This window comes from Streptomyces sp. NPDC006872 (genome assembly GCF_040635845.1).
In the GTDB taxonomy this organism is placed as follows: Bacteria; Actinomycetota; Actinomycetes; order Streptomycetales; family Streptomycetaceae; genus Streptomyces.
In genome coordinates this window covers 1-25184 of sequence record NZ_JBEYIL010000029.1, presented here as the reverse complement: position 1 = coordinate 25184, position 25184 = coordinate 1, and the positions used below count along the sequence as shown (strand labels likewise).

The 25184-nt window shown below is 70.6% G+C and carries 20 protein-coding genes; 8 read left to right on the top strand and 12 right to left on the bottom strand.

Annotated elements, in window-relative coordinates; genetic code table 11:
* The first annotated feature begins 12 nt into the window (after positions 1–12).
* From ABZ725_RS48290 to ABZ725_RS48270, 5 genes are all read left to right on the top strand, one after another.
* A complete protein-coding gene (locus tag ABZ725_RS48290; RefSeq protein WP_358808740.1) occupies positions 13–927 on the top strand; it encodes a nucleotidyltransferase domain-containing protein in 915 nt (304 codons plus the stop codon).
* Positions 924–1490, top strand: coding sequence for an LOG family protein (locus ABZ725_RS48285; protein ID WP_358808739.1), 567 nt, complete (start codon positions 924–926; stop codon positions 1488–1490). The genes ABZ725_RS48290 and ABZ725_RS48285 overlap by 4 nt, the downstream gene beginning before the upstream one ends.
* Entirely contained in the window at positions 1487–2014 is a 528-nt protein-coding gene (locus tag ABZ725_RS48280; protein WP_358808738.1) for a phosphoribosyltransferase family protein, read from the top strand. Before ABZ725_RS48285 ends, ABZ725_RS48280 begins: the two co-directional genes overlap by 4 nt.
* The gene (locus ABZ725_RS48275) at positions 2011–2670 is read left to right on the top strand and encodes an HAD family hydrolase (RefSeq protein ID WP_358808737.1); all 660 of its coding nucleotides are present in this window, start codon (positions 2011–2013) and stop codon (positions 2668–2670) included. The genes ABZ725_RS48280 and ABZ725_RS48275 overlap by 4 nt, the downstream gene beginning before the upstream one ends.
* A gap of 215 nt (positions 2671–2885) precedes the next feature.
* A complete protein-coding gene (locus tag ABZ725_RS48270; RefSeq protein ID WP_358808736.1) occupies positions 2886–3821 on the top strand; it encodes a phosphotransferase in 936 nt (311 codons plus the stop codon).
* 79 nt (positions 3822–3900) lie between these two features.
* Here ABZ725_RS48270 and ABZ725_RS48265 read toward each other — a convergent pair whose 3' ends face one another.
* Together ABZ725_RS48265 and ABZ725_RS48260 are read right to left on the bottom strand one after the other, a co-directional pair.
* Positions 3901–4146 (bottom strand): hypothetical protein, encoded by a 246-nt coding sequence (locus tag ABZ725_RS48265; RefSeq protein WP_358808735.1) that lies wholly within the window; start codon positions 4144–4146, stop codon positions 3901–3903.
* 785 nt (positions 4147–4931) lie between these two features.
* Positions 4932–5912 carry an ATP-dependent DNA ligase gene (locus ABZ725_RS48260; protein WP_358808734.1) on the bottom strand — a complete coding sequence of 327 codons (981 nt, stop codon included), beginning with the start codon at positions 5910–5912 and terminating at the stop codon, positions 4932–4934.
* Between the two features lie 246 nt (positions 5913–6158).
* Between ABZ725_RS48260 and ABZ725_RS48255 the strand changes: the two genes are divergently transcribed.
* The 3 genes from ABZ725_RS48255 to ABZ725_RS48245 are packed head-to-tail and all read left to right on the top strand — an operon-like array spanning position 6159 to position 9537.
* On the top strand, positions 6159–7214 hold the full coding sequence (locus tag ABZ725_RS48255) for an ABC-three component system protein (RefSeq protein WP_358808733.1): 1056 nt from the start codon (positions 6159–6161) through the stop codon (positions 7212–7214).
* Positions 7211–7693, top strand: coding sequence for an ABC-three component system middle component 2 (locus ABZ725_RS48250; RefSeq protein WP_358808732.1), 483 nt, complete (start codon positions 7211–7213; stop codon positions 7691–7693). The genes ABZ725_RS48255 and ABZ725_RS48250 overlap by 4 nt, the downstream gene beginning before the upstream one ends.
* Positions 7690–9537: a hypothetical protein gene (locus tag ABZ725_RS48245; protein WP_358808731.1), complete on the top strand. Its 1848-nt coding sequence runs from the start codon at positions 7690–7692 to the stop codon at positions 9535–9537. Before ABZ725_RS48250 ends, ABZ725_RS48245 begins: the two co-directional genes overlap by 4 nt.
* A 336-nt stretch (positions 9538–9873) precedes the next feature.
* Here ABZ725_RS48245 and ABZ725_RS48240 read toward each other — a convergent pair whose 3' ends face one another.
* From ABZ725_RS48240 to ABZ725_RS48195, 10 genes are all read right to left on the bottom strand, one after another.
* Positions 9874–10413 (bottom strand): hypothetical protein, encoded by a 540-nt coding sequence (locus ABZ725_RS48240; RefSeq protein WP_358808730.1) that lies wholly within the window; start codon positions 10411–10413, stop codon positions 9874–9876.
* A 132-nt stretch (positions 10414–10545) separates the two neighbouring features.
* Positions 10546–11511: a TniB family NTP-binding protein gene (locus tag ABZ725_RS48235; protein ID WP_358808829.1), complete on the bottom strand. Its 966-nt coding sequence runs from the start codon at positions 11509–11511 to the stop codon at positions 10546–10548.
* Between the two features lie 68 nt (positions 11512–11579).
* Positions 11580–13685 carry a Mu transposase C-terminal domain-containing protein gene (locus ABZ725_RS48230; protein WP_358808729.1) on the bottom strand — a complete coding sequence of 702 codons (2106 nt, stop codon included), beginning with the start codon at positions 13683–13685 and terminating at the stop codon, positions 11580–11582.
* Positions 13682–14446 (bottom strand): TnsA-like heteromeric transposase endonuclease subunit, encoded by a 765-nt coding sequence (locus tag ABZ725_RS48225; RefSeq protein ID WP_358808828.1) that lies wholly within the window; start codon positions 14444–14446, stop codon positions 13682–13684. The genes ABZ725_RS48230 and ABZ725_RS48225 overlap by 4 nt, the downstream gene beginning before the upstream one ends.
* Before the next feature lie 169 nt (positions 14447–14615).
* A complete protein-coding gene (locus ABZ725_RS48220; RefSeq protein WP_358808728.1) occupies positions 14616–16043 on the bottom strand; it encodes a DNA-binding protein in 1428 nt (475 codons plus the stop codon).
* 89 nt (positions 16044–16132) lie between these two features.
* Entirely contained in the window at positions 16133–17251 is a 1119-nt protein-coding gene (locus tag ABZ725_RS48215; RefSeq protein ID WP_358808727.1) for a helix-turn-helix transcriptional regulator, read from the bottom strand.
* 11 nt (positions 17252–17262) lie between these two features.
* Positions 17263–17532 (bottom strand): hypothetical protein, encoded by a 270-nt coding sequence (locus tag ABZ725_RS48210; protein WP_358808726.1) that lies wholly within the window; start codon positions 17530–17532, stop codon positions 17263–17265.
* Between the two features lie 674 nt (positions 17533–18206).
* The gene (locus ABZ725_RS48205; protein WP_358808725.1) at positions 18207–20597 is read right to left on the bottom strand and encodes a transposase; all 2391 of its coding nucleotides are present in this window, start codon (positions 20595–20597) and stop codon (positions 18207–18209) included.
* An 873-nt stretch (positions 20598–21470) separates the two neighbouring features.
* Positions 21471–22148, bottom strand: a complete 678-nt coding sequence (locus ABZ725_RS48200; RefSeq protein ID WP_358808724.1) for a CHAT domain-containing protein — start codon at positions 22146–22148, stop codon at positions 21471–21473.
* A gap of 19 nt (positions 22149–22167) precedes the next feature.
* Positions 22168–24546: a Helicase associated domain protein gene (locus tag ABZ725_RS48195; RefSeq protein ID WP_358808723.1), complete on the bottom strand. Its 2379-nt coding sequence runs from the start codon at positions 24544–24546 to the stop codon at positions 22168–22170.
* Between the last annotated feature and the right edge of the window lie 638 nt (positions 24547–25184).

Sequence of the window (25184 nt, the reverse complement as noted above, 5' to 3'; positions counted from 1 at the left end):
AGAGGACACCGCATGCCCACCGCCGTTCTTCCGCCCACCGAGCTGACACCGCTGGAGGAGCTGGCTCACGCCCACCGGCCTGCGCAGCTCGCCGTCCTGGGCGACCTGGTCCAGGCCCTGTCGGCCACCACGGCCGTGACGCACCTGCTGGTACGCGGCTCGCTCGCCACCGGCACCGCGGACCGGTTATCCGACGTCGACCTGGTCGTCGCCGTCCGCGACGACCGGCTGCCCGCCCTGATGGACAGCCTGGACGCGCTGATGTCCACCACCTTCGGCACCCTGCTGCCCGGCTGGCGGGACACCATCGTCGGCAACCTGGGCGGCGCCGGGTTCGTCTACCTGCTGCCCAACGACGGCCACCTGCTGCAACTGGATCTGTACCTGTGCCCGACCAGCGGGGTCGGGGCGCTGCGCCGCAGGATCGGCCCCCGCCTGCTGTGGCAGGGCCCCGGCGCCGACGACACCGCCGACGCCGACACCCAGCAGCGCACCGCGCAGGAACTCGCCCGCGCCGCACAGACGCCGACGGACTGCGGCCATCTGCTGGTCCAGGCGATGGTGCTGCACGCGATGCTCCGCAAGCGCCTGGCCAGGGGCCAGCAGTACATCGCCTACGGCCTCCTGCACGACCTCAACGCCACCTGCCGGGACGTGATCCGCACCGCGCTGGTCCCGCACTCCCGGCACCACGGCTGGTACCACCTGCCCGACGAAGTCGGCCGGACCGCCACCGGCCGGGAGTGCCTGACCGAACTGACCGAGGCGCTGACCAGCCCGCCGGTCCCCACCGTGGCGCAGGCAGACGACGCCCTGGACCGCATCGTGCGCCTCGCGCAGCGGATCGCCCCGCACGCCACCGACTTGCTGACCAACGAGATCACCGCCTACCGCGCCTACCAGCAGCACGAGGAAGGACTGGCATGACCCGCATCGACCACGCCCCGGACCTGACCGTGGCCCTGTTCGCCGGGGTCGTCCCGCCGGACGGCGAGGAACCGTTAGCGCAGGCTGCCGGCGCCGCCCTGGCCCAAGCCGGGTACGCCCTGCGGCACGGCGGCTACAACGGACTGATGGAGGCCGCCGCGCGCGGCGCCGCCCGCCACCACGTGCCGGTCACCGCGATCACGCTGGCCGACCGGCCCGACTGGGGAGCGCTCAACCCGTTCGTCACCACCACCGTGTACTCCCCGACCATGGGGGCCCGGCTGCACGCCTACCTCGATGACGCGGACCTGGTTGTCGCCATGGGTGGCGGCGTGGGCACGTTGCACGAAATCACCGCCGCCCTGTACTACGCCACCACGATCCGCTCCCTGCCCGTACGGCTGCTCGGGCCCGCAGCGTGCCGCCTGAGCACGTTCCTGCGGGCCGAAGGCTGGCTGACCGAGAGCCCCACCCGGCCCCTGGGCTTCCTGCGAGAGCTCCCCGACGCCGAAGCGCTCGCCGCCGATCTCAAGGCCCTCGCCGCCAGGCGGTGCGCGTCATGAACCCGCATGCCACCGCCCCGTTCGCGGAGAAGATCGCCACCGTCGCCTACCGGCCGGGCCCCTACCGGCTCCCCGACGGCGGCACGCTCGACAGCTACTTCGACCCCTACCGGCTGGCCGGCGACCCTCAGCTGCTGACGGAGACCGCGGCCGCGCTCGCGGATCTGCTGCCCGCCGGCACAGAGGCCCTGGCCGGTCCGGCGCTGGCCGGGGTCCCGCTGGTCACGGCGGTGTCCCTGCACACCGGTCTGCCCGCCGCCTTCCTGCGCCCGGCACCGAAGGACCATGGGACGTCGCAGCAGATCGAGGGCGCCGACCTGGGAGGCCGGCGGACCGTCCTGCTGGACGACACTGCCCGCAGCGGCGCCAGCCTCCTGTGCAGCGCCCGCCTGCTGCGCATCGGCGGCGCGCTGGTCGGCACGGCCGTGTGCGTCCTGGACCGGGACGCGGGCGCCGCCGCCCTGCTCGCCGACCACCACCTGGTCCTGCGCGCCCTGGTCCGAGACCCGGACGGTGCCCGGTGACGGACTCCCGTAGCGCGGCACTGTTCGACCTGGACGGGGTGCTCCTGGACAGCGCCGACGCGGTGTGTTCCACCCTCGCGGCGGTCGCCACCTGCGCTCTCGGGCGCCGCGTGACGCCGGGCGACCTTCCGCCCGGCGCGCTGCGCCGCCCCCGCATCGAGGTCCTGGCGCTCCTGGACGTCACCGATCCCGACGACGCGTGCGACCGCTGGTGGGACGGCGCCATGTCGGCCACCCCCATCGAGCCGTTCCCCTGCGTGCTCTCCGGCCTGCTGGCCCTGCGCGCGCAGGGCACGGCCACCGGCGCGGTCACCCTCCAGGACCCCGACCGCCTGCGGTGGCTGCTGCCGCCGACGGTGGCCGAACTGCTGGACGTCGTCATCACCCGCCAGGACACCCGGCCCAAACCGGCCCCGGACGGACTGCACGCCGCCCTGAGCCAGCTGGACGTCCCACCGGAACGCGCGGTGTACGTCGGGGACAGCCCCACCGACATGACCGCGGCCCGCGCCGCCGGAGTCGTCGCGCTCGGAGCAGTGTGGGGCTGGCACCCTCCCGCAGCCCTGCGCGCCGCCGGGGCCGATCACCTCCTGCCCGAGCCCGCCAGCATCGGGCCATCCCTGCTGCACCACCTGCCCCTAATCGGCAGCACGTGACCCAACCGGGCCACTACAGTGGAGGGGCGCCCCTGCGGGCGCCCCTTTGCACTTCTGATCCAGAGGACACAGGCGAATGCGCGTGATGCGGCGACGAGCACCCGGCGTCGAGCTGGAGTACTGAGGACCTCGTTCCTCAGCCCGACTCGCGGTCCGGCTCGGCGCGCACCCCATCACCCCGCCACCCGTTTCCCGGACCTCTGAGAGCTACCCCGATGCCTGTACCGCCCACCAGCGGCCGTCTGCAATGGACCGACGTCCCCACGCCCCTGCGCGCCCGCCTCGAAGACGCCCTCGGCGCACCCGTCACCGACACGGTCACCCCCTCCGGCGGCTTCGGCCACCAGCTCGCCGCCGCGCTCACCCTGGCCGACGGCACACGGGCCTTCGTCAAGGCGGCCCCCGACGACGACCCGCTGACCGACGCCAACGTCCACGAGGCCGCCGTCCTCGGCTCGCTGCCGCCCGGCGCCCCGGCCCCGGACCTGCTGGGCATCCACCGCGCCGCCGACTGGACCGCCGTCGTCATCGCCCACCTGGACGGCCCGCACCCCGACTTCTCCCCGGCCTCCGGCGACGCCGAACAGACCTGGGCGCTGCTGGACAAGCTCACCTCCAGCCCCGCCCCGGCCCCGTACGCCGCAGCGGTGAACAGCACGCCCTCCACCACGGCGGCCCTGCACGGCTGGGACGAACTGCTCGCCGATCCGCCGGCCGACCTCGCCCCCGCCGCCCGTGAGCGCCTGGAGCAGTTCGCCGAACTCGAGGCGGCCTGGCCCGGCCTTGCCCACGGCGACCGCATCGTCCACGGCGACCTGCGGGCCGACAACATGGTCCGCGACCACCACCTTGGCGTGACTTTCGTGGACTGGGCACACGCCACCACCGGTCCGGCCTGCATCGACGCGGCCTCGCTAGCCCCGCAGCTCATCCTCGCCGGACACGCGCCCGCCGACGTCGCCCGGCTGCTCCGCGACCACCCCGCCACCGCTGGCAGCCCCGAGACCACCACCGCATTCCTCGCCGCGCTCACTGGCCACTGGCACCGCAACGCCCGCCAGCCCGCACCCCCCGGCGCCCCCGGACTGCGCACCTACCAGCACCGCGCTGCGGCAGCCGGCCTCGCGCTCCTCAGCTACCGCTTGGGCTGAAACCGCGGCTGTCACGCTCTCGTGTCAGTGGCCAGTCGGCCCCGTGTCAGCGACGTGGGCATCTCGTGTCAGCAGGGCGTCAGCCCACCCACCCGATGTCACGGACCTCGATCGCTCCGGCGTTCGGCATGAACTGGATCCAGCACCGCCGCCCAAACGCCTCCCGGATCTCCTCCACCGAGCCGACGTCGCGCACATCGGGCCAGGCCCGCGGATCCAACCGTGCGACCTCCACCAGCGCCATCACCTCCCGCCGGGCCCGGTCGTCCGGAAGCTGCGCCATGACCTCCACAGCGAGTTCCTCCACCACCACGCCGTACCGCATCCCGCACACCCCCGTGTGATCGACTGGGGCAGCAGCGTACGAAGGAACCGCCGATCGCGTTCCGGCCTGTGGATAACCCGCGTCCGCGCTGTTCAACGGCCCGGAGCGCGGCCTTGATGGCGGCGACGTGGGGCCGGATGAACGCTTGCGCCCGCTGTTCGGCCTGAGCGTGCTCTTCGTCGCACAGGACCCGCCGTACGCGCAGTTCGGTGATCTCGACTTCGTACGTGCGGTAGTCGTCTGCGGGCCGGAGCAGCGGCGAACATCGCCACGACGTCCGCGTCGAGGCGAGGGTCGCCCGGGGCCGACTATCGCTACACATGGCCCGATACCGCTAAGAAGGGACCCGCGCCGCGTCGCAGGACGGACGCGAACTGCGGCTCGCCCCGATGACGTCCTGGACCCGGTCGTGCGCGCGGCCAGCGACCAGCTCCAGACCGTGGTCACCGATCGCAGGGCGACACGGTGACCATTCCGCCCGGCAGCCGCTTCACCTCACAAGGCCCCGTGTTGCGCTAGGTGTTGCGGTAGAGGTTGCGCCAAGTGTTGCGCTGAGTGTTGCGGTAGGTGTTGCGCCGACCTCCACAGCACCCTGGAGTCCGCGCAGGTCACCACGGGCGTACGGCGTGGTCGGGCCGCTGACATCCCCGTTGCGACCCCCTTCGACCATGCCCTGGCTGGAGTTGAGGATGAGGGAGGGCGGGATTGGGCGGCGCGGAACGTCCCGGGGATCGGGGCGCGCTCAGCCGGTTGCGCGTCGGCGGGGCCGCCGCGCCTGGCCGCCGTCAGTGCGGCGATGACGTCAGGCGGGGGACGTCGGCGGGGGAGAGGTCGGGCCGGGCACGGTGCCAGCGTGCGGGATGTCGCCACCGGCCAGAGGTGTCGCGGGCGACGTCGACGCCGACTTCTACCACCAGCTCGGGTTCCACCAGCGTGACGACCAGTTTTTCCTGGCTGCCCCACCCGGCGGAGAACGACCAGCCTGTCCACGGATGACCACGTCGCCCGGGAGCGAGCAGGCCGGCGACCGCAGCACCCGCCGTCCGGGCGAGGGTGGTGGTGCGGCCGACGTACTGAAGGCGGCCTTCGGTGCCGTACCTGCCGAGCAGCAGCGTGCGGGGAGCGCCCAGGGAACCGGTGACCGCGCCGACGATCGCCTCGCTCGTCTCGCGGACCTTGTATTTCTCCCAGCCCCTCACCGACGGGCGGTAGGCGTCGTCCAGCCTCTTGAAGACCACGCCCTCCATCCCGACCGAGGCCCACGTCAGCCACTCGCGCACGACGTCGGCCCGGGTGGTCGACGGGCACAGCGCCCACGGGGCAGACAGCCGGCGGGCGGCGAACACGGACTCCAGCGCGGCCCTGCGCCGCCGGTACGGCCAGGAGGTCGTGTCGGTCCCGGACTGCCGCAGCAGATCGAACGCGACGAAGTGGGCCGGCCACTCTTCCGCAGCCCGGGCCGCCCCGCCGCCGCGCCGGGCAAGCCGGTTCTGCAGCCGCTCGAACGCGAGGCGGCCCGCGGCGTCCCATACGACCAGCTCGCCGTCCAACGCGGTCGCGTCCGGCAGTTGCACGGCCCCGGCCACGACCTCCGGAAACGACGGACCCATCTCGGTACCGCGCCTCGAGCGGAGCACCACCCGGCCCGCGTCGACGGAGACGAGAGCCCGAAATCCGTCCCACTTCGGCTCTGCAGCACGGCCAGGCTGCAGATCGGGTACGGGCACGGGGGTGGTCAGCATCGGCTCGGGCAGCGTCCATGTCACACCCGATCCCTTCCACCAAGAACTCCGATGCTGTCCTGCTGCTACCACCAGACCCAGCTGGAGCGTGCACGTTGCGTCTCCCGGCCTTCACGCTGAGCAAGCCGGGATGATATGACTACGTTGCGTGATCTTGCGGGACGGATCAGTGTCGGGGGGCGGTGAAGTGTGGCTGGGGAGCTGGAGCCAGGCAGTGATGGGACGAGGCCAGTCTTCGAGAACATTCCGGAGCCGGCCTCGCCTCCGGTGGTGGTCACCACTCCGCAGGGCGCTCCTACTTTCACCCCGCAACAGCTCCTGGCCCACGTCTACAAGGCCGACGACTGGGAGGACTTCACGGTCGAATGGGTCCGGGCATTCGGCCTATGGAACGGGCGCCCCTATCTGCGGGTGAAGAGAATGGGCGGGGCTGGCGACCGAGGAGCGGACGTCGCGGCCTGTCTGACTCCGCAGGGCACCGCCGGTGAGTGGCATTGCTACCAGTGCAAGCACTACAGCAAGGCGCTGACGCAGAGCGATGCGTGGCCCGAGATGGTCAAGATTTTCGTGGCGAAGGTGCTGGGCGAGTACGAGCTGCCCACTCGGTACGTCTTCGTGGCACCGAAGATCGGCCAGACCCTTGATCGGCTCCTTCTCCATCCTCCGAAACTGAAGAAGGACTTCCTCGAAGCCTGGGACAAGGCGGACTCCAAACTCGGGACGGACCTTGACCCGGCCGTGCGGCAGGCGGTCGGGGACCTCGCTCGGCAGACGGAATTTTCGATGTTCGAGGCCGCAGACATCGACAACATCCTTGAGCTGCACGCGACGACCCCGCACCATGTACGGCGCTTCCCGGAGCGGCTCAGGCCGCGTCCAGATGCCGATCCGGCGCCTGCAGAACAGAGAGCCGACGAGGCCGTGTATGTGCAAAAGCTCCTGGACGTCTACAACGAGAAGTACGGCCTCAGCCTGGAGACCCTTGCCCAGGCTCGCGAACACGAGCGGATCAACCGGCACCTGGCTCGCCAGCGCGAGGCGTTCTTCCACGCAGACGCGTTGCGGGTCTTCGCCCGCGAGAGTGTCCCCGAGGCCACCTACAAGAAGATCGAAACGAACCTGTACAACGCCGTAGTCGACATCGAGGACCGCGACTACAACTGCGGACACGAGCGCCTGGACGCCGTGCTGGACGCCGCCGCAGCCCACCAGCCCAACCCACACAACATCCTCGCCCCCGTCGTGGAAGTCCTCGACCTCAAGGGCCTCTGCCACCATCTGGCGAACGACCACAAGCTGACTTGGTGCAAAGAGGAGTCCGCGTGAATCCTCTCAACAGCCCCCTGGAAGTAGGCGTCCGCGCCCTGGTCCTGCTGTCCGAGACCTTCCCCCGCCGCCTGGACGTCGCCCAGCTCGTCTACCTCGACCACGCGATGCTCCACAGCGGCGACCTCACCGACGGCCCGTCCAGCCTCCACCCCGAGCTTCCCATCGGTCCCGGCGAACTCGGCATGCGCCGGCGCCTCATCGAACAGGGACTCGTCGTGCTGATGCGAGCCGGCCTGGCCGACATGACCGCCACCGACGACGGCTTCCTCTACGGCGCCACAGAGGAAGCCGCCAGCTTCCTCAACGTCCTGGAAGCCCCCTACGTCGGGCTGCTCACGGAACGGGCCTCCTGGCTAGTCAGCACCTATATGCACGAAGAAACGGACGTCCGCGACGGCATGAAGCAGATCACCCAGCGCTGGTTCGACCGCCTCACGGCTGACACTCCACACCCAGCCGAAGGGGACGTGCTGTGAACAGGCTGACGCTGGTACACCTGACATTCCTCGGAGTGGGCAAGCCTCCCGCGACTGTTGAGTTCAGCCCGGGCCTGACGGTCATCTACGGCGCTTCTGAGCGTGGCAAGTCCTACGTAGAGAAGTCCGTGGACTACATGCTCGGTGCCAGCGAGCTCAAGCCCATCCCGGAGGACGAGGGCTACAGCCGCATCCTGCTCGGGCTGCGAGCGGACGACGGCAGGGTCCTGACCCTCTCCCGTGGGCTCGCGGACAGCACCATCGACGTGTTCAACAGCGATCTGCGCCAGCTCACCACGGCGCCGGCCGACGCCACGCTCAGCTTCAAGCACAGCCCGACCTCCCAGCGGAACATCTCCCGATACCTCCTCAAGTTGCTGGGAATCGATGGACTGAAAATCCTGCGGAACTCACGCGGCGAAGTACGACTGCTCAACTTTCGGGACCTGGCTCGGCTGTCCGTCATCAATGACTCGCGTATGGGCGGTGAGCGGTCTCCGGTCCTCACTACCGGGCTGCCGCAAAACGAGACCGGGGAAAAGTCAGTCCTCAAGCTCCTCCTCACCGGCCAGGACGAACCAGTCGGCCCGACCGCGCCCGGCACTGTGGAGAAGAAGATCGGCAAGGGCCAGGTCGAGATCCTCGACCGCCTCATCGACGACAACCGCGAAAAGCTCACCCTCGCCGCAAATCAGTCCGAGCTACGTGAGCAGTTGGCCCGCCTGCAAAGCTCACTGGACACCGCCACTTCCCGCTCCAGTCAGCTCACCGCTTCCCGCGCCGCCCTCCTGCACCGTCGCCGCGACCTGGAAGCCAGCGACAGCACCAATCGGCAGCGCGCCAGCGAAGTGCGTCAACTTCTAGCCCGGTTCGCACTGCTACGGGACCAGTACGAGTCGGACCTCGAACGCCTGCGCATGGTCGGCGAAGCAGGAAATCTCCTGGGCTACTTCCAGACCGGAACCTGCGTCTTTTGTGGTGCAGAACCAGAGCATCAGCACCCTGGGCATCACCTTGCTGAGACAACGCAACTCGTGGCAGCTGTAGCCGCCGAGACCCGGAAGACCACCGAGCTGCACCGCGACCTTCTCAGCACGATCGAAGACCTTGAGGCTCAAACGGCAGACTTGAACGCGGAGAGCGCCCTCCACACTGACCAGCTCACAGGCATCGACAGCGAACTGCGCGCCCTCGATGAGCAGCTCGAACCACTCACGACAGACACCAGCGAGGTCCTCGCGGCTCGTTCACGCCTGGAGCAGGAGCTGGCCATCCACGCCCAGATCGAGCAGCTCGAGGAGATGAAGGCATCACTGTCGAATGTCCTGCCCGCCCCGCCGCCGGTCAGGCCAGACGGCATTCCCGCTGCTGACATTTCAGACTTCGAGCAGGCGATTCATCAAACGCTCCAAGCCTGGCATGTCCCCGGGGAGAACCGGGTCACATACAACCCGACCAGTGCAGAGATCGCAGTCGACGGGCGCCCCCGGGGTAGCCGAGGCCACGGCATGCGGTCCATCATCCATGCGGCTTTCGTCGTATCACTGGCACGCCGCAACCGAGCTCGCGGATTCATCCACCCTGGATTCGTGATGCTCGACTCGCCCGTCGTCACTTTCCGACAGGCCGAAAACCGGGAAACCGATCCAGAGCTGATGACCTACGACGTAGTCGAGCACTTCTACCGAGACCTGCTCGACAACCCCCCGGGACAGGTCATCATCATCGAGAACGGCACTCCGCCCGCCGCCGTCACCGAACGTGCCAGGATCTACGCCTTCAGCGTCGACGGTTCAGAGCGTCTCGGCTTCTTCCCACCACGAGATCACACATCGACGGACTGAACACCAGATTTGGGGTGCGGCCGACCACTGTCTGCGGCGTCCAGCTGACGCTCGGAGGGGGGTTTGTTGGTGTACGGGGTGGCGGCTGACCTGGTGTGTTGCTGGTTTTTTGAGAGGCAGTGGTTGGTGGGCGGACGGGGAGAGCGGGGTGTATGAGCTGGGGTTGTGTGTTCTGGGCGGAGAGGAGCTGGCGTCGTTGTAGGTATCCGTAGGGCCAAAAGGATTGGTGTGTATTTGTGCTGGTCAGGGCTGTTTGAGTGGTGTCGTCGGTGATGGCTGCTTGGTGTGTATCCGCTGGGTGGTGATCGGCTTGTGGGGCTGCCGGATCGGTGCCTGCTACGTTTCCGGCTCGTAGAAGAACATGTCTGTCTCTGATCCGATGTCGGATGAGTGCCAGAGCGCGCGGATCTCCCCGACTGGGCTCGTGCGTGGTGGCGTTGTCTCGTCCCGGAGGTAGGCGCCCAGGCAGGCGATGGCGTCACGGCAGAGGTGGATCGTGTCGACGCGTCGCTGCTCCCAGGTTCTGGTGTCGTCGGGAAGCGAGAGTGGCATCAACAGGCAGTTTTCTCTCACTCGGTCACGAAGGCCGGCGTCGGGAACGCGCTGCATCAGGACTTGGATGCTCAGTATGCGTTCGTGGAGCAGGTGACTGCGGGCGTCGTCGTTGGGGCCGGCTCGGCGGGCGTCGCGTTCTATTTCGAGCAGTTCGGTCAGCGCCGCCTCAGCTGCCGTGGCTGCACGGGTGTGCCGTTGATCGTCACGGGCTTGGGCTGCCTGCCGTCGCTGGGCGATGGCTGCGGACCAGATCGAGAGGGTTCCTCCGATCATGGTTCCTGCCAGGCCGAGCAGCGCCCCCACCCACGCCGATGAGTCCACGCAGGCGTTCTTCCCGAACGGCGGGAGGCTGACTCCTGGACGGGCTGGACTGGCCGAGGAACGGGGGCGGGTCCTTGGCGGCCGGTCGGCGCGTTGACGCTGCGACGGGCATTCCGTCTGGTGGGGCGGGGGTTATCGGTTGCGGGGGCGGTGGTGGGTTTCTGCGAGGTGGTCGAGGCGGATGGTGTCGAGGAGGGTTTTGGTGATGCGTTCGGTGCCGTCGCAGATGGCGGTGATGGCTGCTTGGCGGATGAGTCTGGTGAGGCTGCCGATGCGGCCGGCGGTGCGTTGGTGGAGGTAGGTGTGGTGGCGGGGGAGGGTGCCGGGTTTGTGGTGGTGGAGGTCGAGGTTGTTTTCGATGTCGGTGATGACGTCGGTGAAGGGGCGGGTGCGGCCGTGGCGGGCGGGGAGGGGGCCGCAGGTGATGAGGGTGGCGCGTCCGGCGAGCTGGGCGCCGCGGGTGCCGGAGAAGAGGGGTGTGTCGGTGACGTCGATGCCGGCGTAGACGAAGGTGGCCCGGAGGCGTTCGGTGAGGTCTTTCAGGAGGTCGGCTGCTTGTGCGCCGGTGGTGGTGCGGGGGTTGAGGCGGTGGATTTCGTCGATGAGGACGAGTTGGACACCAGCCTGGGTGTAGGTGTGGCAGACGGCGTCGGTGATCTGGGTCTGGGTCATGCGGGCGGTGACGGGGATGCCGAGGTAGCAGGCGAATTCGGTGATGAGGGTTTTCGCGGTGGCGCCGGGCGGGACGAGGACGTACGCGACGGGTACCGCGGCGTGTGCTGATCCGGGCGGTGCGGGGTGTTTGCGGGTGTGGGCGAGGTGGCAGGCGCGGCCGACGTGGAGGAGAGCGGTGGTTTTCCCTGCTGCGGCGGGTCCGGTGACGATCAGGGAGGGGCGTGCGGTGGCCTGTTGGTGGCGGCCGAGGATCATCAGGGTGCGGACCTGAACGGCGAGGGTGCTGATGGCGGGGGTGCGGATGGTGACGAAGCTGGAGTGGTAGGCGAGGCGTTCTTCTGTGGTGCGGGGCGGGTCGTCGGGCTGGGGCGGGGCGGGCGGGTCGGTGGTGGCGAAGCGGTGCCAGCCCTGCCAGGTGGTCAGCGGCCAGGACGGCTCGGCCACGCCGCCGGCGTTGGCTGCTGTGCTGCTCGCGCTCTGCGGGCGGGGGCTCACCACTTGTCGGCTTCCGCGTATGCGTCGTAGAGCCCGAAGCCGGTGGCCGCGGCGGGACCGGGGCGCTCGTCGGGGCGCTCGTCGAGGTCGTCGATGCTGTCGTCCTCGTCCCACTGCGCTGGGTCGTCGGAGCTCTGGCCGGTGTCGTGTTCTGGGCGGCGGGCCGCGGGGAGGGGGACTGTGGCGGTGCGGGCCACGAGTGCCTGTTCGGTTTTGGTGGCGTGGCCGCTGTGGACGCGGCGCATGAGCTGGTCGAGGGCGTCGGCGAGGTCGGCTTCGTACTGCTCGGTGTCGCCGTGGTTGCTGTGCAGGGCGAGGGTTCTGATGTGCTGCCAGGTGCGGTCGTTGAACGGCTCGTGGACGTGGTCGCGGTGGATCCAGCCGATCTCGGTCAGCTCGCCGTCGGGCAGGCGCACCCAGATCTGGCGGACGTCGTGGGGGTTGTAGTGGATCTCCCATTTGCCGCCTCTGCTGGCGGCAGGGGAGGGCTGGCCGCGGTAGGGGGCGAGGAGGTCCGCGTCGTAGGTGCGGTGGTGGATGCGGATGCCGGAGGCGGTGATGGCCTGCCAGCGCACGGGCAGCAGCTCGAGGTAGTCGCTGCGGGTGAGGGGGACGGGCACGTGTCCGGCGACGGCGACCAGGGCGGCCCACATCTGGTTCGGGGTGAGGGCTTTGCGGGGCATCATCGGGTGGCGCAGGCCTTCGTGGGGGCGGTGGTGGTAGTGCACGAGCCATTCGTCGAGGAGGTCCTGCAGGTGGGGGACGCTGTAGCAGGCCTCTTGCTCGGTGTCGGGGCCGCGGCGGGTGACGTCGGATCCGGTGTAGCCGGGCAGGTGCTGGCAGAACAGCGCGTTGATGGTGCCGAAGGCGCGCTCCACGATGCCTTTGGCGGTGGGAGCGTGGGGCGGGGCGGGCTGGACGCTGATGCCGAGGGTCTCGCAGGCGGCGGTGAACGCCCGGGAGACGAAGACTCTGCCGCGGTCGACGACGATCGTCTCCGGCAGGACGACGGGCCGGGCCGCCGCACCGGCCAGACGCTCGTCAAGTGTGGTCAGCCGCTGGTGGGGGAGTGAGGGGGCGTGGTCCATGCGCAGGATGTTGGGCCAGGTGGGGCGGGCGGGGTGCGGGACGGCCATCTCGGCCAGGAGCAGGGCCGCGTCGACGGCTTTGGTGGCGTGCGGGCACAGGACGGCGGCGAGGATGGCGCGGGTGGCGACGTCGATGGCGATGGTGAGTTCGGGGCGGGCGAGGGTGCCGTCGTCGAAGAGGGCGAGGACGTCCAGGCGGGTGGTGTCGACCTGGACCTGCTCGCCGGGCCGCAGTGCCGTGGTGGGGGTGAAGGCCCGCCCGTCGAAGCTCGCCGGGGTCTGCCGGACGGGGCCGGAGGGCAGTTCGCCGGGGCGGGCGAGCGTGGTGACGAGCCGGTAAAGCGTGGCCTGGGACGGCGCGGGCACAACGCCTGGGCCGTGCCGGTCCTCCAGAATCTGGTGGATCAGCGGGAACAGGCCGTTGATGGTGCCCTTGGAGCGGCCGCGCCGGCGGCGCAGCGCTTCGCGGACGGCGGCGACGACCCGTTCGTCGGCCCGCCCGGTGGGGCTCGCGGCGCGGGTGGTGCGGTGGTCGAGGAGCCCCCACAGGCCCTGCTTGCGGTAGGCCAGGCGCATGCGCTGCACCGTGGTGCGCGAGACGCGGCCGAAGCCGAGCGCGGTCAGCTCCTCGGCCTTGGCCTGCTCCCGCTCGGCCAGTGTGTGCCGCTCGGGGTCGTACTGCGGCCGCAGGGTTCCTTCGCTGCCGGGCCCGCCGGCAAGGCCGCATTCGACTTCTCTCACGTGCCGCTGCCAGGCCAGTGCCTTCTCGCGCGCCGCGGCGGGGGCGGTCTCGAACAGCCCCCACTGCGGGGCCGCCTGGGGCACGTCGGCCCCGATGACGGTGAAGCCGGGGTCGGCGAACAGGTGCCCGGCGAGCACGGCCTCACCGCCGCCGTCCGGGCCGACGAGGTGGACGTCCTGGCCGGACAGGGCGACCACCTGCCACCTCACGCCGCGGAAACGGACGTGCGCCCCGACCCTGACCGTCGGCCGGGCATTGCGCCGCGCGGTCACCCGGTGCCTCCCGTCTCTCCGGAGCCGCTCCGACTCCGCGGGCCGACGAGGACGCGTTCGTGCAGCGGTGTGTCCAGACGCGTCGTCAGCTGTCGGTGCCACAGGGCGTGGAAGACGGCGGGGAGGACCTCGATCGGGTCTCCGGCCGCTTCGGCGCCTTCGATCAGCGGTCGCGGCTGCGCGAACGCCTCCAGGAGGGCCGCCGTCAGGCCGGGCCGGCCGGCGCTGCGGGGGTGGCGGTAGCCGGCCAGCCATTTCAGGTTCGCCGCCAGCGCCTCATCCAGCGGCGGAAGCCGCCGGTAGGCCCAGCCGATGTGCGCGCACGCCTCGGTTACCGCCTGGGCGGCGTTGAGGGCGCGGTCGCTGCCGGCGTCGGGGTGGCTGGGGCAGTCGGCGAGCAGGGCGGTGCCGTCGGTGTAGCGGGCGAAGATCTGCGGCACCCAGGATCGGACCTGTCCGCTGTGGTTGCGCCACAGCAGCCGTACCGGTCGCCCCGCAAGCCCGGTCACGCGCGGATCGCGGTCCAGGGCCATCAGCTGGATGCGCATCGCGTTGGAGCCGGTAGATACGTGTCGCCCGGTCGTGGCCGACCACCACAGGCCCGGTCCCCACCGCCGCCCCGGCACTGCCGGGAACGCGGAGACGGGCGGGAGGTCCTCGAAGGCCACCGCCAGGGCCGCGTCCGCCCACCGCTGCTGGACCGCCTGCCCGACGGGATCGAGGAAGACCGCCTCGAACCCCGCGCCCCGGTCCGCCTTCACCCGCTTCGCCCGGCCCCCGGGCCGGGCTGCACCCGCGTTGATCACCTGCTTCAGACAAGCCGTATCCGCGTGCAGTCACGGTGGTTTCCTGGATTCCTGCCACGAACGGGTACCGCGTGCGCTATCGGTTGACGAGGCCCTGCCTCCCGCCCGCTCGCTGCCCGGTCTGTCAGTCGCCGTCTTCCTGGCCAGGTGCCAGCATGCTCATCAAGGCGTCGGCGGGCATTCCCGCCCACTGGGCGACCTCTTCCAGGGGTATTCCGGCGTTCGCCGCGCCCAGGGCAGTCCGCTTCCAGGCGTTGTCGATCAGGTCGGCGCTGTGGCGGAGGCTGAGCAGGAGCTGCCGGGCGACGTCGGCGGTCGGCCCGGTCTGCACTCCGCGCAGCTGGAGCAGCTGTTCCTCGGCGCTCTCGATCGCCCGGGTGATCAGCGTGCGCTGTTCGGCGGGCACCGCCGCGCGCCACATCCTCCCCGAGCCGGGCGCCTTCTTCTCCTTGCCCAGCACCCGCAGCTGGCCGGCCATGGTCGCGCTCTGGTGCTCCTGGCGCACCCACCACGGGTCGTTGTCGTATCCGGGCGGCCCGCCGGCCCCGCGGCGCAGGCGGATGACGCTGCCCATCCAGGAGGTCAGCGGGCCGCCGTAGTCGGTCGCGGCCAGCGGCCCCAGCCACTCCCGCCCGACCCGCTCGCCGAGCCGGCGGCAGAACATCCCGTCGGAGGGCAGCGCCCGCGGCCTCCCCGCTCCGCTGTCCGTCCACGCCAGCTGGGCCATGGCCGGGTCCAGCAGCGCGTCGGCGACGGCCACCACCTCGGGGAAGACGACCGCGTTCCGCCCCACGATCCGCCACCGCTCCAAGTCCGTACCGGCGTCGCCGCCCGCGACCTGGTGCAGGCGGCGCGGCCAGATCGTCTCCCGCTCCCAGCCAAGGGCCTGCTCCCACCACCGGGCCACCACCGCGTGCGCCAGCGCGAACACCCTCTCCGGCCCCGCCCCGGCCCGCACCGCACGCCGCGCCACCCCGGTCCACCGCCGCTGGGCCGCGGCCACCTCCGGAAGATGCCGCACGTCCAGATCCTCAAGAGGCTGATCGGCGTCCGCGTCCAGAAGCCACCGCCCGTGCTGCGCGCACACCCGCTCCCACTCCGGCGCGTACCGCACCACCCGCACGACCGCGCCTGTGCGCCGTGCCACGCACAGGCGGCAGCCGAACGACACCGGCCCGGCGACCGCGCCGCCGATCCGCCACGCCGCCGCCGGCGCTCCGTCCTCTGCGGCGGGCAGCTTGGCGTCCTCCTGTCTCCAGGACGGCAACGCCCGCGCCAGCGTGCCGTCCTCGACGCCGCACAGCCTGGCCAGGAGTTGGCGTCCCGCCGCATTCAGCAGCACCTCGGCGTCGGCTCGCGCGCCCCCGCCGTCGTGCCGGGGCTGGTAGTTGCGCCAGTGCCAGCAGGACCGCAGCGCTTTCGCCTCGAGCCCGTAGCGGGCGGCGACACGGTGGATCAGCGACGACGTCGTCTCTCCGGTGACGGGGACGACGCGGAAGGCGCCGGCGGGGTGGGGGATGCCCGTGTGGGCCGTTTCCGGAAGGCGGAGCATGGCGGCCTCAGCTTCTGGCGGCGGGGTATGCAAGGTCGCCCCGCACCCCGCCTGCGCGGGTGGGGGGCACGGGTCGGTCGGCTGCCGGTTCAGGCGGCGCTGCGCCGGTCGGAGATCCTGCCCCGGCACAGCGGGCACGCCTCCTCTTGAGAGCCCGGCGCCTGAGGGACGTGCGGGCTGGGCACGGCGGTTGTGCGCGGGGTCCAGCCCGCGAGGCTGCGGGACGGGGCCTGCGGTGCGGGCAGGCCGGATCCGCGGCGGGGCTCCCGGCGTGCGGCGGGGCTGCCGTCGTCGCCGGGCGGACTCGGCGAGGCCTTGACGGCCCCGCCGGCCTGCGGCCCGCGTCCGGGGCCGGAGGCGCTCTTCGTTTCGAACACCGTGTACGTCCCGTTGTGCTCCACGAAGAAGTCCGGCGTGAATTTCTGGACGGTCGTGCCGTTGCGGGCGGCTTCCGAGGCCAGGTAGCTCTGTGTCCCGCTGACGATGATCTCCTCGACCGCCACGGGCGGCAGCAGATCCATGAACTGTTTCCACTGCGGTTCGCGCTCGCGGGCCTGTTCCCGCCGCGCCGTCAAGCGCAGCAGCCGCCGCGTGGCGATCCGACGACTGACGGCGACCAGATCGTTCACCGACATCTGCACGGCCGCGGCCGGACTGGTGATCTTGCCGAAGGCGGTCGTCCACACGGCGTGCTGCTCGGGCGGGACGCCGCAGCCGGTCAGGAAGGCCCGCAACTGCTGCTCGTCGGCGGGGACGGTGTCGCGTTTGACGATGCGGGCCGCGCTGCTCAGGGGCAGGGAGAGGGGGTTGCCCGAGCGGTCCCTGATCTGGCGCAGGCTCGGCGCGCCGGCCCGCTCCCACACCGCCTCCAGCGCCCGGCTCAAGTCGGCGGCGTCCGCGATGAGTTCGGGCCGGGGCGCGTGCGCCAGCCGGCCGCGTTCTTCGATGCGGGCCTGGCGCCACAGCGCGTGCGCGGCGCGCACCGCGTCCTGCCCGCCGCCGCAGCCTTCCACGTAGGCCTCGGCCGTCGCGCGCTGGGGCACGACGGCCCCTGACGCGGCCCGCTTCAGCGTGGCCGGCGACAGCCCCGTGCGGCGGGCCAGCGTCTCGTAGGTGATGCCGGCCGTCTCCCGCCAGTGGCGCAGGTGTTCGGCCAGTCGGCCGCGCGCGGGCCGGCTGTGGTCGACGGGCTTGTCTCTGCGTCCCATGCGGCGGCCGCCTACTTCCCGGCGGCGGCGCGCAGCATCGCGCCGGCCAGCGAAGCCAGGAGCCGGCGGCCGCCGCCGACGGCCACGACCGCTGCGGCGCCCAGGGCGCCGCAGCCCCCCAGCAGAAGGAAGATGTCCTGCAGGGGCATCCCGGTGACGTGCAGGGCCACGCCCAGGACGGGGAAGGAGACGGCGGTGAACGCCTGCGGCGCGCCGAACCGGGGCGGGGGGTCCGCCTGGCCCGGCTCAGTGCGGGGCGCAGGGGAGGTGTCGGTCGACATGCGAAGTCCTCTCGGCATGCCCCGGCGCCGAGGCGCGGCGGACCGGGGCGGGTGAACTGCTACTGGCTGCAAGTCCCGTGGGCACAGAGGCGATTGGCGTCGCCGTCCGCGCCGGGCATGTCTCCATCATTCCAGTCCCGGGCCGATCTCCGCAGATCGATCGCCGACCGTAATGCCCTGTATTGGATGAATGACCTTTTTTTGGTTCGCTGGTGTCCAAGGGAGCGGTTCTCACCCCCTCACCCCGCCCGGACGCCTGAACAGGACTGCAGCCACGAAGGCGCATCCGCCGACTGCCTCAGGCGCGGGGATGGTTCATCCGTGTCCATGCTCGGCTTGCCGCAGTCCCTGTCTATGAGTGATGGTGGGCCGCAGAACACGACGAGGCCGGTTCTCCCGGCCCGCGAACGTCCTTGAACTGCTACTGGCTGCAACCGACGCTGACAGGGACACCCGGCAGACCACGTTGGCGCGTGATCTGCCCGTACCAGGCCGGTGCCCCATCAAAACGGGCGCCGGCTTCGTCGTACCCACGCCCCCCCGGCATTGCACTTCCTTGCGGTGGCGTGCTCTCACAGCCGGTGTTCCACTGCCCGCCCGCGAGGAGAGGGCACTGCCCGCTGAGCGCGAGCGGGCCGGGGCAGCCGCTGGCGGCGGAAAACGCGGCAGCGCCCTCAGCCGCGGCTGCTGAGGCGGTCGGCGAGGGCGGTCTGCCATACCTGGTCTGAGGGCGGCAGCGTGGTGGTGGCGACGCGGTGCAGGGTGCCGTCGGCCAGCCAGCGCCGGTAGCGGCGGTAGCAGGTCTGCCAGGGCCCGAACCGGGTGGGGAGTTCTCGCCAGCTCTGTCCGGTGCGGGCGATGTGCGCGATGCCTTCGACGAGCGGGCGGTGGTCGCGCCAGCGGCCCCCGGCCCTCTGGTGGGGCATGAGCGGGGCGAGGACGTGCCAGGCGTCGTCGGACACCTCCCGGCCCCAGGTCGCCGACGGCGGTGTGCTCTGGCGGTCGGTGTGCTGCTTGAGGTCGTCCAGGAGCTGCTGCTGGCCGGCCTGCAGGAGCGCTCGGCGGGCGTTTTGCCGGTGCAGCCAGCTGGCGGCGTGTTCGGCGTCCGGGGCGCCGGGCCACCACAGGCAGCCGTGGGGGAGCCCCGTCAGGTGGTGGCGGGCGGCCCACCAGGCGCGCTGCCAGGCGATGGGCCAGGGCGGGTTCCACCACACGTCCAGAGCGGTCAGCCGGCGCCCCAGCCGGGTGGGACGGCCGGTGCTGCGCTGACGGCAGCGCTGGGCGTTGAGCCAGGCTCCCAGAGCGAAACCGCCCGCGGCGGTCGTGGGGCGGCCGACCGCGAGGTGGCCGTGCCGAGATGCGTAGGCGCGGGCTTCTTCTAGACCGTCGGCAGCCGGCCTGCGCCGTCCGGGCCAGGCGTGAAACCGCTCGACCTCATCCTCGCTGAGCCCGATTTCGGCGAGCAGCCCCCGCTGGCCCGGCTGCAACTGCGGGTAGCAGGCGATCTGCTGGCGCAGCCACCGCTGAAGCCAGTGCGCCAGGCCTTCCAGGTTGCCCCCGCCGTGGACCGCCCCGCGCTCATGCACGTGGACGCGGGCGCGATGCCAGGCACGCTGCCAGTCCACGGGCCACGGCGGATTCCACCACACGTCCAGCTCACGAAGCTGCCGCTCCTGCTCACCCGTCAGCGACGCCGCGTTCGCGCGCCGGTTGGCCAGCCACCGCCCCAGATCGAACCCGCCATGAACACGGCCACCCGTATGGGTCAGAGCCAGATGACCGAACCGCTCCACATGAGCGCGGGCCTCGTCCAAGCCGTGCGCGAACAACTTCTCGTGCCGCAGTGTCAGTCCCGCCCCATTCCCGGCCCTGCGCGGCACCGCCGGCTGAGCCCGCCACACGCCCAAAGCCGCTGCCGCTCGGCCGGCGCTGCCGCCTGCCGCGGCGGGCACCGCCTCTGCCGGCCGAGCGCCCGAATCCCCGGACGCCGTCAGGCGACGCAGACGCTCGCCGACCTCCACAGGCCGGTGGGCGCTGTGCACCCACCACAGCCCACCCCGCCCCTGCCGCGGCGGCGCCCCCACAGGCCGACGCCGCTCGCGGGCCACCGCCTGCACCCACCCCGCCAACGGCCCGGCACCGCCCGCCTGCTCGACCTCGCCCAGCCAGGCACGCCCCAGCCGCTCGCCCAGCGCGGCCACCACCCGCTCACCGCCTGCGCCGCGCACCATGGCACCGCAGCCCTCGACAGCCAACCGCTGAAGCTGCGAACCGGCCAGAGCCTGAGCCACCCCCATGACCTCGGGGAAGACCACCGCGTCGCGCACCAGCAGCCGCCATTGCTCCTCGCCCCAGCCCTCCACACCCGACGACCGCAGCACAGAGGCCGCCACGGCCCGATCCACACGCGCCGCCCACACCCGCTCCCGCACCCAGAACTCCTCCCGCTCCCACCATCCGCACACCACCGCCCGCGCCAGCGCGAACACCTCCTGCGCCACTGCGCCACCGCCCGCGACGTCCCGTGCCACACGTCCCCAGCGCCGCTGCGCCCGCCCCAACTCCCCCCGGAAACCGCCGACATCGACGCACTCCCACGGATGCCCCTCACCCACGTCGAGCAGCCACCGGCCGTGCCGCACACACAAGCGCCGCCACCGCTGCCGGTACACCCACACCCCTGGGCCCCGCCCAGACTCAGCCGCACACAGCCGACAGCCGAACACCACCGGCCCCCATTCCCCCACACCCACCCGCCACCGTGCCCACCCCTGCCCGTCCTCGCCTCGGCTGGCCAGCGCCTCAGAGCCCGTCGACCACGACGGCAACGCCCGCGCCAGATGCCCGCCCGGCACACCGCACCAGCCGACCACCTGCTCCTGCGCCACCGCACCGAGGAACACCTCACCGTCCGGGCGTACACCGCGGCTCTGGTGCGCAGGATTCACCCACCGCCACCACCCCGCCAGATCGGCGGCCCGCAGCCCATAGGCGGCCGCCACCCGGTGCAGAAAAGACCACGTCGTCTCGCCCTGAACGGGCCTCACCCTCAGGACTGCGTCCATCGCGTCGCCTTTCGCCCGCCGCCTCCGTGGACAACTGACGTCCTCTGCGGCGGTTGCGGCCCCGGGCGCGATCATTCGCCGACCACCGCTTCCGCACGCCTGTCAGGGGCGGCCGGATTTGTCAGTGCCCGGCGACGAGCACGGCCTTGCCCTGGACTTCTGGCGCTACGAAACCCGCGCCTTTTACCGCTGGCCCGATACGACGCGAAGAGCGCCCTTAGTCAGCAACTGCTTTCCCACCCCGTGGCCGACGCCTGACACTCGGAGGCCCGCTGCGCGACGTTTGTTGGCCGCGCGGTGTCGCGAGCGACCGGAAGGGGCTGGGGACCGACCGGTGCCTAGAAGGCGGCAGGTGGTGCTACCGCCTCATCCTGGCAGGCCCTGCAAGGCCGCGCACCTGAACCTTCAGGAGGCGACCCGCGCCACCGGGTTCGCCGGTACCAGCGGAGCGCCGTACACCAGTGACCGATCAGAACCCTTCCCGCCCGGTGAGGCATCGCTCGCCGAGGCAGCGCCAGGTGATGTCGCCCTCTGGGTCGAACTCGGCGGTCATGCCGGGGTGCTCTTTCCAGTGACCCCGAACTGGGGCTCGGCAGTCGGGGCAGAGTCGGCGGGGGACGAGGCGCTTCTCAGATCGGCGGTAGATCCGTTGTACATATTCCATGCGGAGACCGTGACACGTTTCTGACGTCCTGTCCGAGCCGCTATCCCCTGTCGCCGTCAGCCTGCAGTGCCATGGTCACCACGTGGCAGCGGGCTGTGGGATGGCCGTGGGTGGCATCCCACGAACGCTGAGTCCACTGCCTGTTGCGCCGCTTCCCCCTCCATACCGAGGGCAGCCGACGGCTGGAGCCTACGGGGTGCGCAGGGCGGCTAGGCCGGGGGTGGCGTCACCAGCTTGGCGGTGCTGGGGTCGACGTCGGGGGCGCAGGTAAGGGTTGGAAGGTCGTGGTAGGGCAAGCCGTTCATTTCGACGGCGGCCTGGCTGAGCAGATGTGCGGCCTGTACGGACTGGCCTTCGGCGACGGCAGCGTAGAACCGGGCAGCGTAGGTGATGGCGTCGACGTCGCCGATGGAGTCGGACATGCCGATGGCGAATGGGACGGTGTCGACCAGATTCGCGGTCTGGGCTGCGGAGTGGCAGGAGTTGAGCAGCACGAGCAGCGGCTTGTCGTCCACGCCCGCGATGGCCCGGGCGAAGGCGCCGGCACTGACGATGGCGCTCTGGTGGAAGCCGTCGACGTCCTTCTCGAAGGCGATCAAATCCTGTGTGCTGTGGCCGGAGAAGTGCACAACGTGCGGGCGGAACCGGGGCAGCGCGTCCAGGAACACGTCCGCTGTCGCGGCCGGATGGACATCCAGCTCGACCAGATCCCGGTGCGTTGCACTCTGCACGGCCGCACGGATCCTCTGCTGCTCCCGTCCCACTCGCAGATCACCGTCCGAGGAAGCGCCCAGCAGCAGCACCCGCAGCTTCTCCGGCTTGGGGGCTCGCAGCTTCCTCAGCACGCTGCGCACCTGTCCCTCGGCCGTCGACAGAGTCGTCAGCACTCCACGTCCCAGCCCCCTTTCACGCCGCCCAGTTGAGTCCGAGGATGGCGAGGGCGGCGAGTTTGTCGGGGGTGAGCTTCGCGCGGCGTCCCTTCTGATTCATGATCCACACTCCGAGTTTGACCTCGATCCCGTCCTCAAGCTGCTCTGTGTGGCCCCTGGGGACGGCCACCGAGCCCGTGCGGGCCTTGTACTGCGCCAGGGCCGCCACGCCCCGCTCGAAGGCCCCCAAGGGCGTCGTGGACGGCTTCGGGAGCTCCGGGGCCGGAGGCGTGATGCCGAGCTGCTCCAGGCGTCCGCGCTGCCCATCCGTCAGGGCCTGCCAGATCTCCGGTTTCCGCTGCCGGGCCAGCCACTTCCCGATATCCATGCCGTGAACCGTGAAGCCGGGAAGGACGTCCGCCTGGCCCTCTTCGTCGGCGACCAGCTCCCGCAACGCGGCGTAGTGCCGTTGCCATTCGGCCGGCCACTGCGGGTTCCAGTCCGGGTCGATCTCCTTGAGTGCCGTGTCCCACTCCGGGTGCCCGTCCAGCGCACCCGCTCGGCGCAGGTTGCTCAACCACTGTCCTACCGGCTTGTCCAGGGCCACGGCGGACCTCGGAGCACAGAGGGTCCAGTGGTCTTCGTAGTACACCCGGGCCGCCGCCAGGTTCTCCTGGAAGCGCTCATCCGCGACGGACCACACCATGCCGAGCTGCTCCAGCCGTCGGGCCCGCAGCCCGGTCATCTGCCCCGCCCCATAGGCCCTTCGCTGCTCTGCCACCCATTGCCCAAGCGGTGTCGCGCCCTCTCGGTGTTCGTAGGGCACGCGGGCATGATGCTCACGCTCCGTAAACGCCTTCAGCTTCGCCCAGCCGCGCGCCCAGTCCTGCCGTTCCGTGTCGATGACGTTGAAGGAAACCCAGTCCGCGACCATCACCGGGTCACGCGGAGCCGCAAAACGAAGCAGAAGACGCGATTCATCCTCGCCCTTCTCGGGTGCCGTGCCGATGTTCGTCGACGGCTCCACCATGGCCTTCTGAGGCTCCTGGGGGATCGCCAGCAGCTCCACGGCCTCTTCATCATGAGCCCGAAGACCTTCGAGAACCTTCACCAGAGGGCGGTAAGACCCGGAGGTGAACATATCCTCGGGTTCTTCTCCCGGCTGCAAGAAAATCGGCACAATCAGAGAAGCCAGCTTGCCCTGTCCGGGTTTCTGCCGAAGAGCGCGCCCAATGGCCTGCACGATATCGTGCGGCGCTCCCTTGGGATCCAGAAGGGCCACGGAATCCACGGCGCGAATATCAACGCCCTCACCCAATACTCGGCAATTCGAGAGAATCGCACGCAGCGCCGTGGACCCGAACTTGCCCAGCACTCCCCGCCGGCGCTCGGGCACGTGCTCCCCACACAGCCAGTCCGCCCAGATCTCCGCCGGGTACCGCTCCGGCTGATCCTCGTGCAACCGAGCCGCCACACGCTCCAGGCCCTCCGCATAAGCCTGAGCCTCTATGGTCCGGTGATGGAAGGTGATGCACGTCTGCAGAGAATGCCTGGCCATGGTGTGCAGCAGCGCTGCCTGGAGCGCCCCCAGGCGCTGCCCGCGCACCTCCTCGCTGCGCCGGTCCTCGCCCATCAGCCGCTCGGGCGTGACGACCGGGTCCTGCAGCTCCAGCACGATGATCTGATACCGCGCCAGCAAGCCACGGGACACGGCCGACGCCAGCGACAGCTTGTACAGAACGGGCCCGAAGACGTCCTCATCGTCCATCGAGGCCGCCATCTCTCTGGGCAGTGCGTCCCGCACACCCTCGGCAACCTCCCAGCTCGGGGGCCGCTCCTGCCAGATCCGCGGCGTCGCCGTCAGATACAGCCGGCGCGCCCCAGGGATGATGTCCTGATCGTGCACGGCCGCCCACGCCTTACCCATCGAACCGCTGGTCCGATGAGCCTCATCGACACACACCAGGTCCATCACACCGAGCTGCTGCCCGTACACGCCCTCGAAGGCCTCCGCGAGGACACCGAGGCTCGCGTACGTGGCGAAGATGACGACCTGCCCGGTGCCGTGCCACAGCGCCAATTGCACGGGATTGGTAGTGGACCGGACTTTCAACACCCACAAATCCGGGTCGTCCTGGAGCGAGCACACCGCAACCGCAGGCCCCGTGTGCCCGGCCGCATTCCATGCCTGAACCGTCTGGCTCAGCAAATCCAGCGTCGGCACCAAAACGAGAATGCGCCCCTTGGGTGCGAGCCGCTTTGCCGCCGTAGCCGCGATGATGGTCTTTCCCGTCCCGCACGCGGCATGCACCTGACCGCGCAGACCATTCACGGGGATACCGCCCGGCGGGATATCGAGGCCTCGCACAATGGCAGCAACGGCCTCAATCTGGTGTTCACGCAGTTTCACAGCCATTCCCGTGTTCTCCTCTTCGCGGAATGCGGCCCGCAATCTGAAAGGGAATCCCCGAGGGTGAGGGGGCTAGGATGGTGTTGCTGTCTGTCCCCAGACTCTACACAGCTAGCCCACGTGATGCATCATCCTTACAAAAGGTTCGCCCTCCAGGATGATGCTTGCCCGATTCTTCCCCATGACGTCAGGTCAGAGTGTATGCTGACGGGGTGTCTCCGGATCGGCCGTTCGGGCAGTTGAGAGCAGGGGAGGGGTTCGGGTGGAGCGCAGCGGAGCCCGGTCACTGCGGCGGGGGCCGGCACCTGTCAGGCCGACAGTCCGTCACATCCATTGCGGAGGTGGTGGCCTGGAACCCCAGTAGCTACACAGGCCCGCGCGTGATGCACCTCCCCTTGCTGCGAGCCCCGGCGACCGCGCTTGCGCGGGTGCCCTCAATTCGCGCTTGCGCGAATTGGCATCCCGTCAGAATTCCGTTTACGGAATTCTATTCCCGCGTTTACGCGGGAATTCGAATTGCGCTTGCGCAATTCGCGCTCTATGCCCTGCGCCAGCAGGGCATATCCCGCTCCGCGCCGGCCCCTGATTGAGGCCATGCCCGTGGTTGTGGCCGGGAGCGTGACCACCGTTGAAAGCGTGGTCCT

Excerpts from the sequence above, each read along its gene's own strand:
- ABZ725_RS48290 (WP_358808740.1), top strand. The coding sequence starts at position 13 with ATGCCCACCGCCGTTCTTCCGCCCACCGAGCTGACACCGCTGGAGGAG.
- ABZ725_RS48285 (WP_358808739.1), top strand. The coding sequence starts at position 924 with ATGACCCGCATCGACCACGCCCCGGACCTGACCGTGGCCCTGTTCGCC.
- ABZ725_RS48280 (WP_358808738.1), top strand. The coding sequence starts at position 1,487 with ATGAACCCGCATGCCACCGCCCCGTTCGCGGAGAAGATCGCCACCGTC.
- ABZ725_RS48270 (WP_358808736.1), top strand. The coding sequence starts at position 2,886 with ATGCCTGTACCGCCCACCAGCGGCCGTCTGCAATGGACCGACGTCCCC.
- ABZ725_RS48265 (WP_358808735.1), bottom strand. The coding sequence starts at position 4,146 with ATGCGGTACGGCGTGGTGGTGGAGGAACTCGCTGTGGAGGTCATGGCG.
- ABZ725_RS48220 (WP_358808728.1), bottom strand. The coding sequence starts at position 16,043 with ATGCTCCGCCTTCCGGAAACGGCCCACACGGGCATCCCCCACCCCGCC.
- ABZ725_RS48215 (WP_358808727.1), bottom strand. The coding sequence starts at position 17,251 with ATGGGACGCAGAGACAAGCCCGTCGACCACAGCCGGCCCGCGCGCGGC.
- ABZ725_RS48210 (WP_358808726.1), bottom strand. The coding sequence starts at position 17,532 with ATGTCGACCGACACCTCCCCTGCGCCCCGCACTGAGCCGGGCCAGGCG.
- ABZ725_RS48205 (WP_358808725.1), bottom strand. The coding sequence starts at position 20,597 with ATGGACGCAGTCCTGAGGGTGAGGCCCGTTCAGGGCGAGACGACGTGG.
- ABZ725_RS48195 (WP_358808723.1), bottom strand. The coding sequence starts at position 24,546 with ATGGCTGTGAAACTGCGTGAACACCAGATTGAGGCCGTTGCTGCCATT.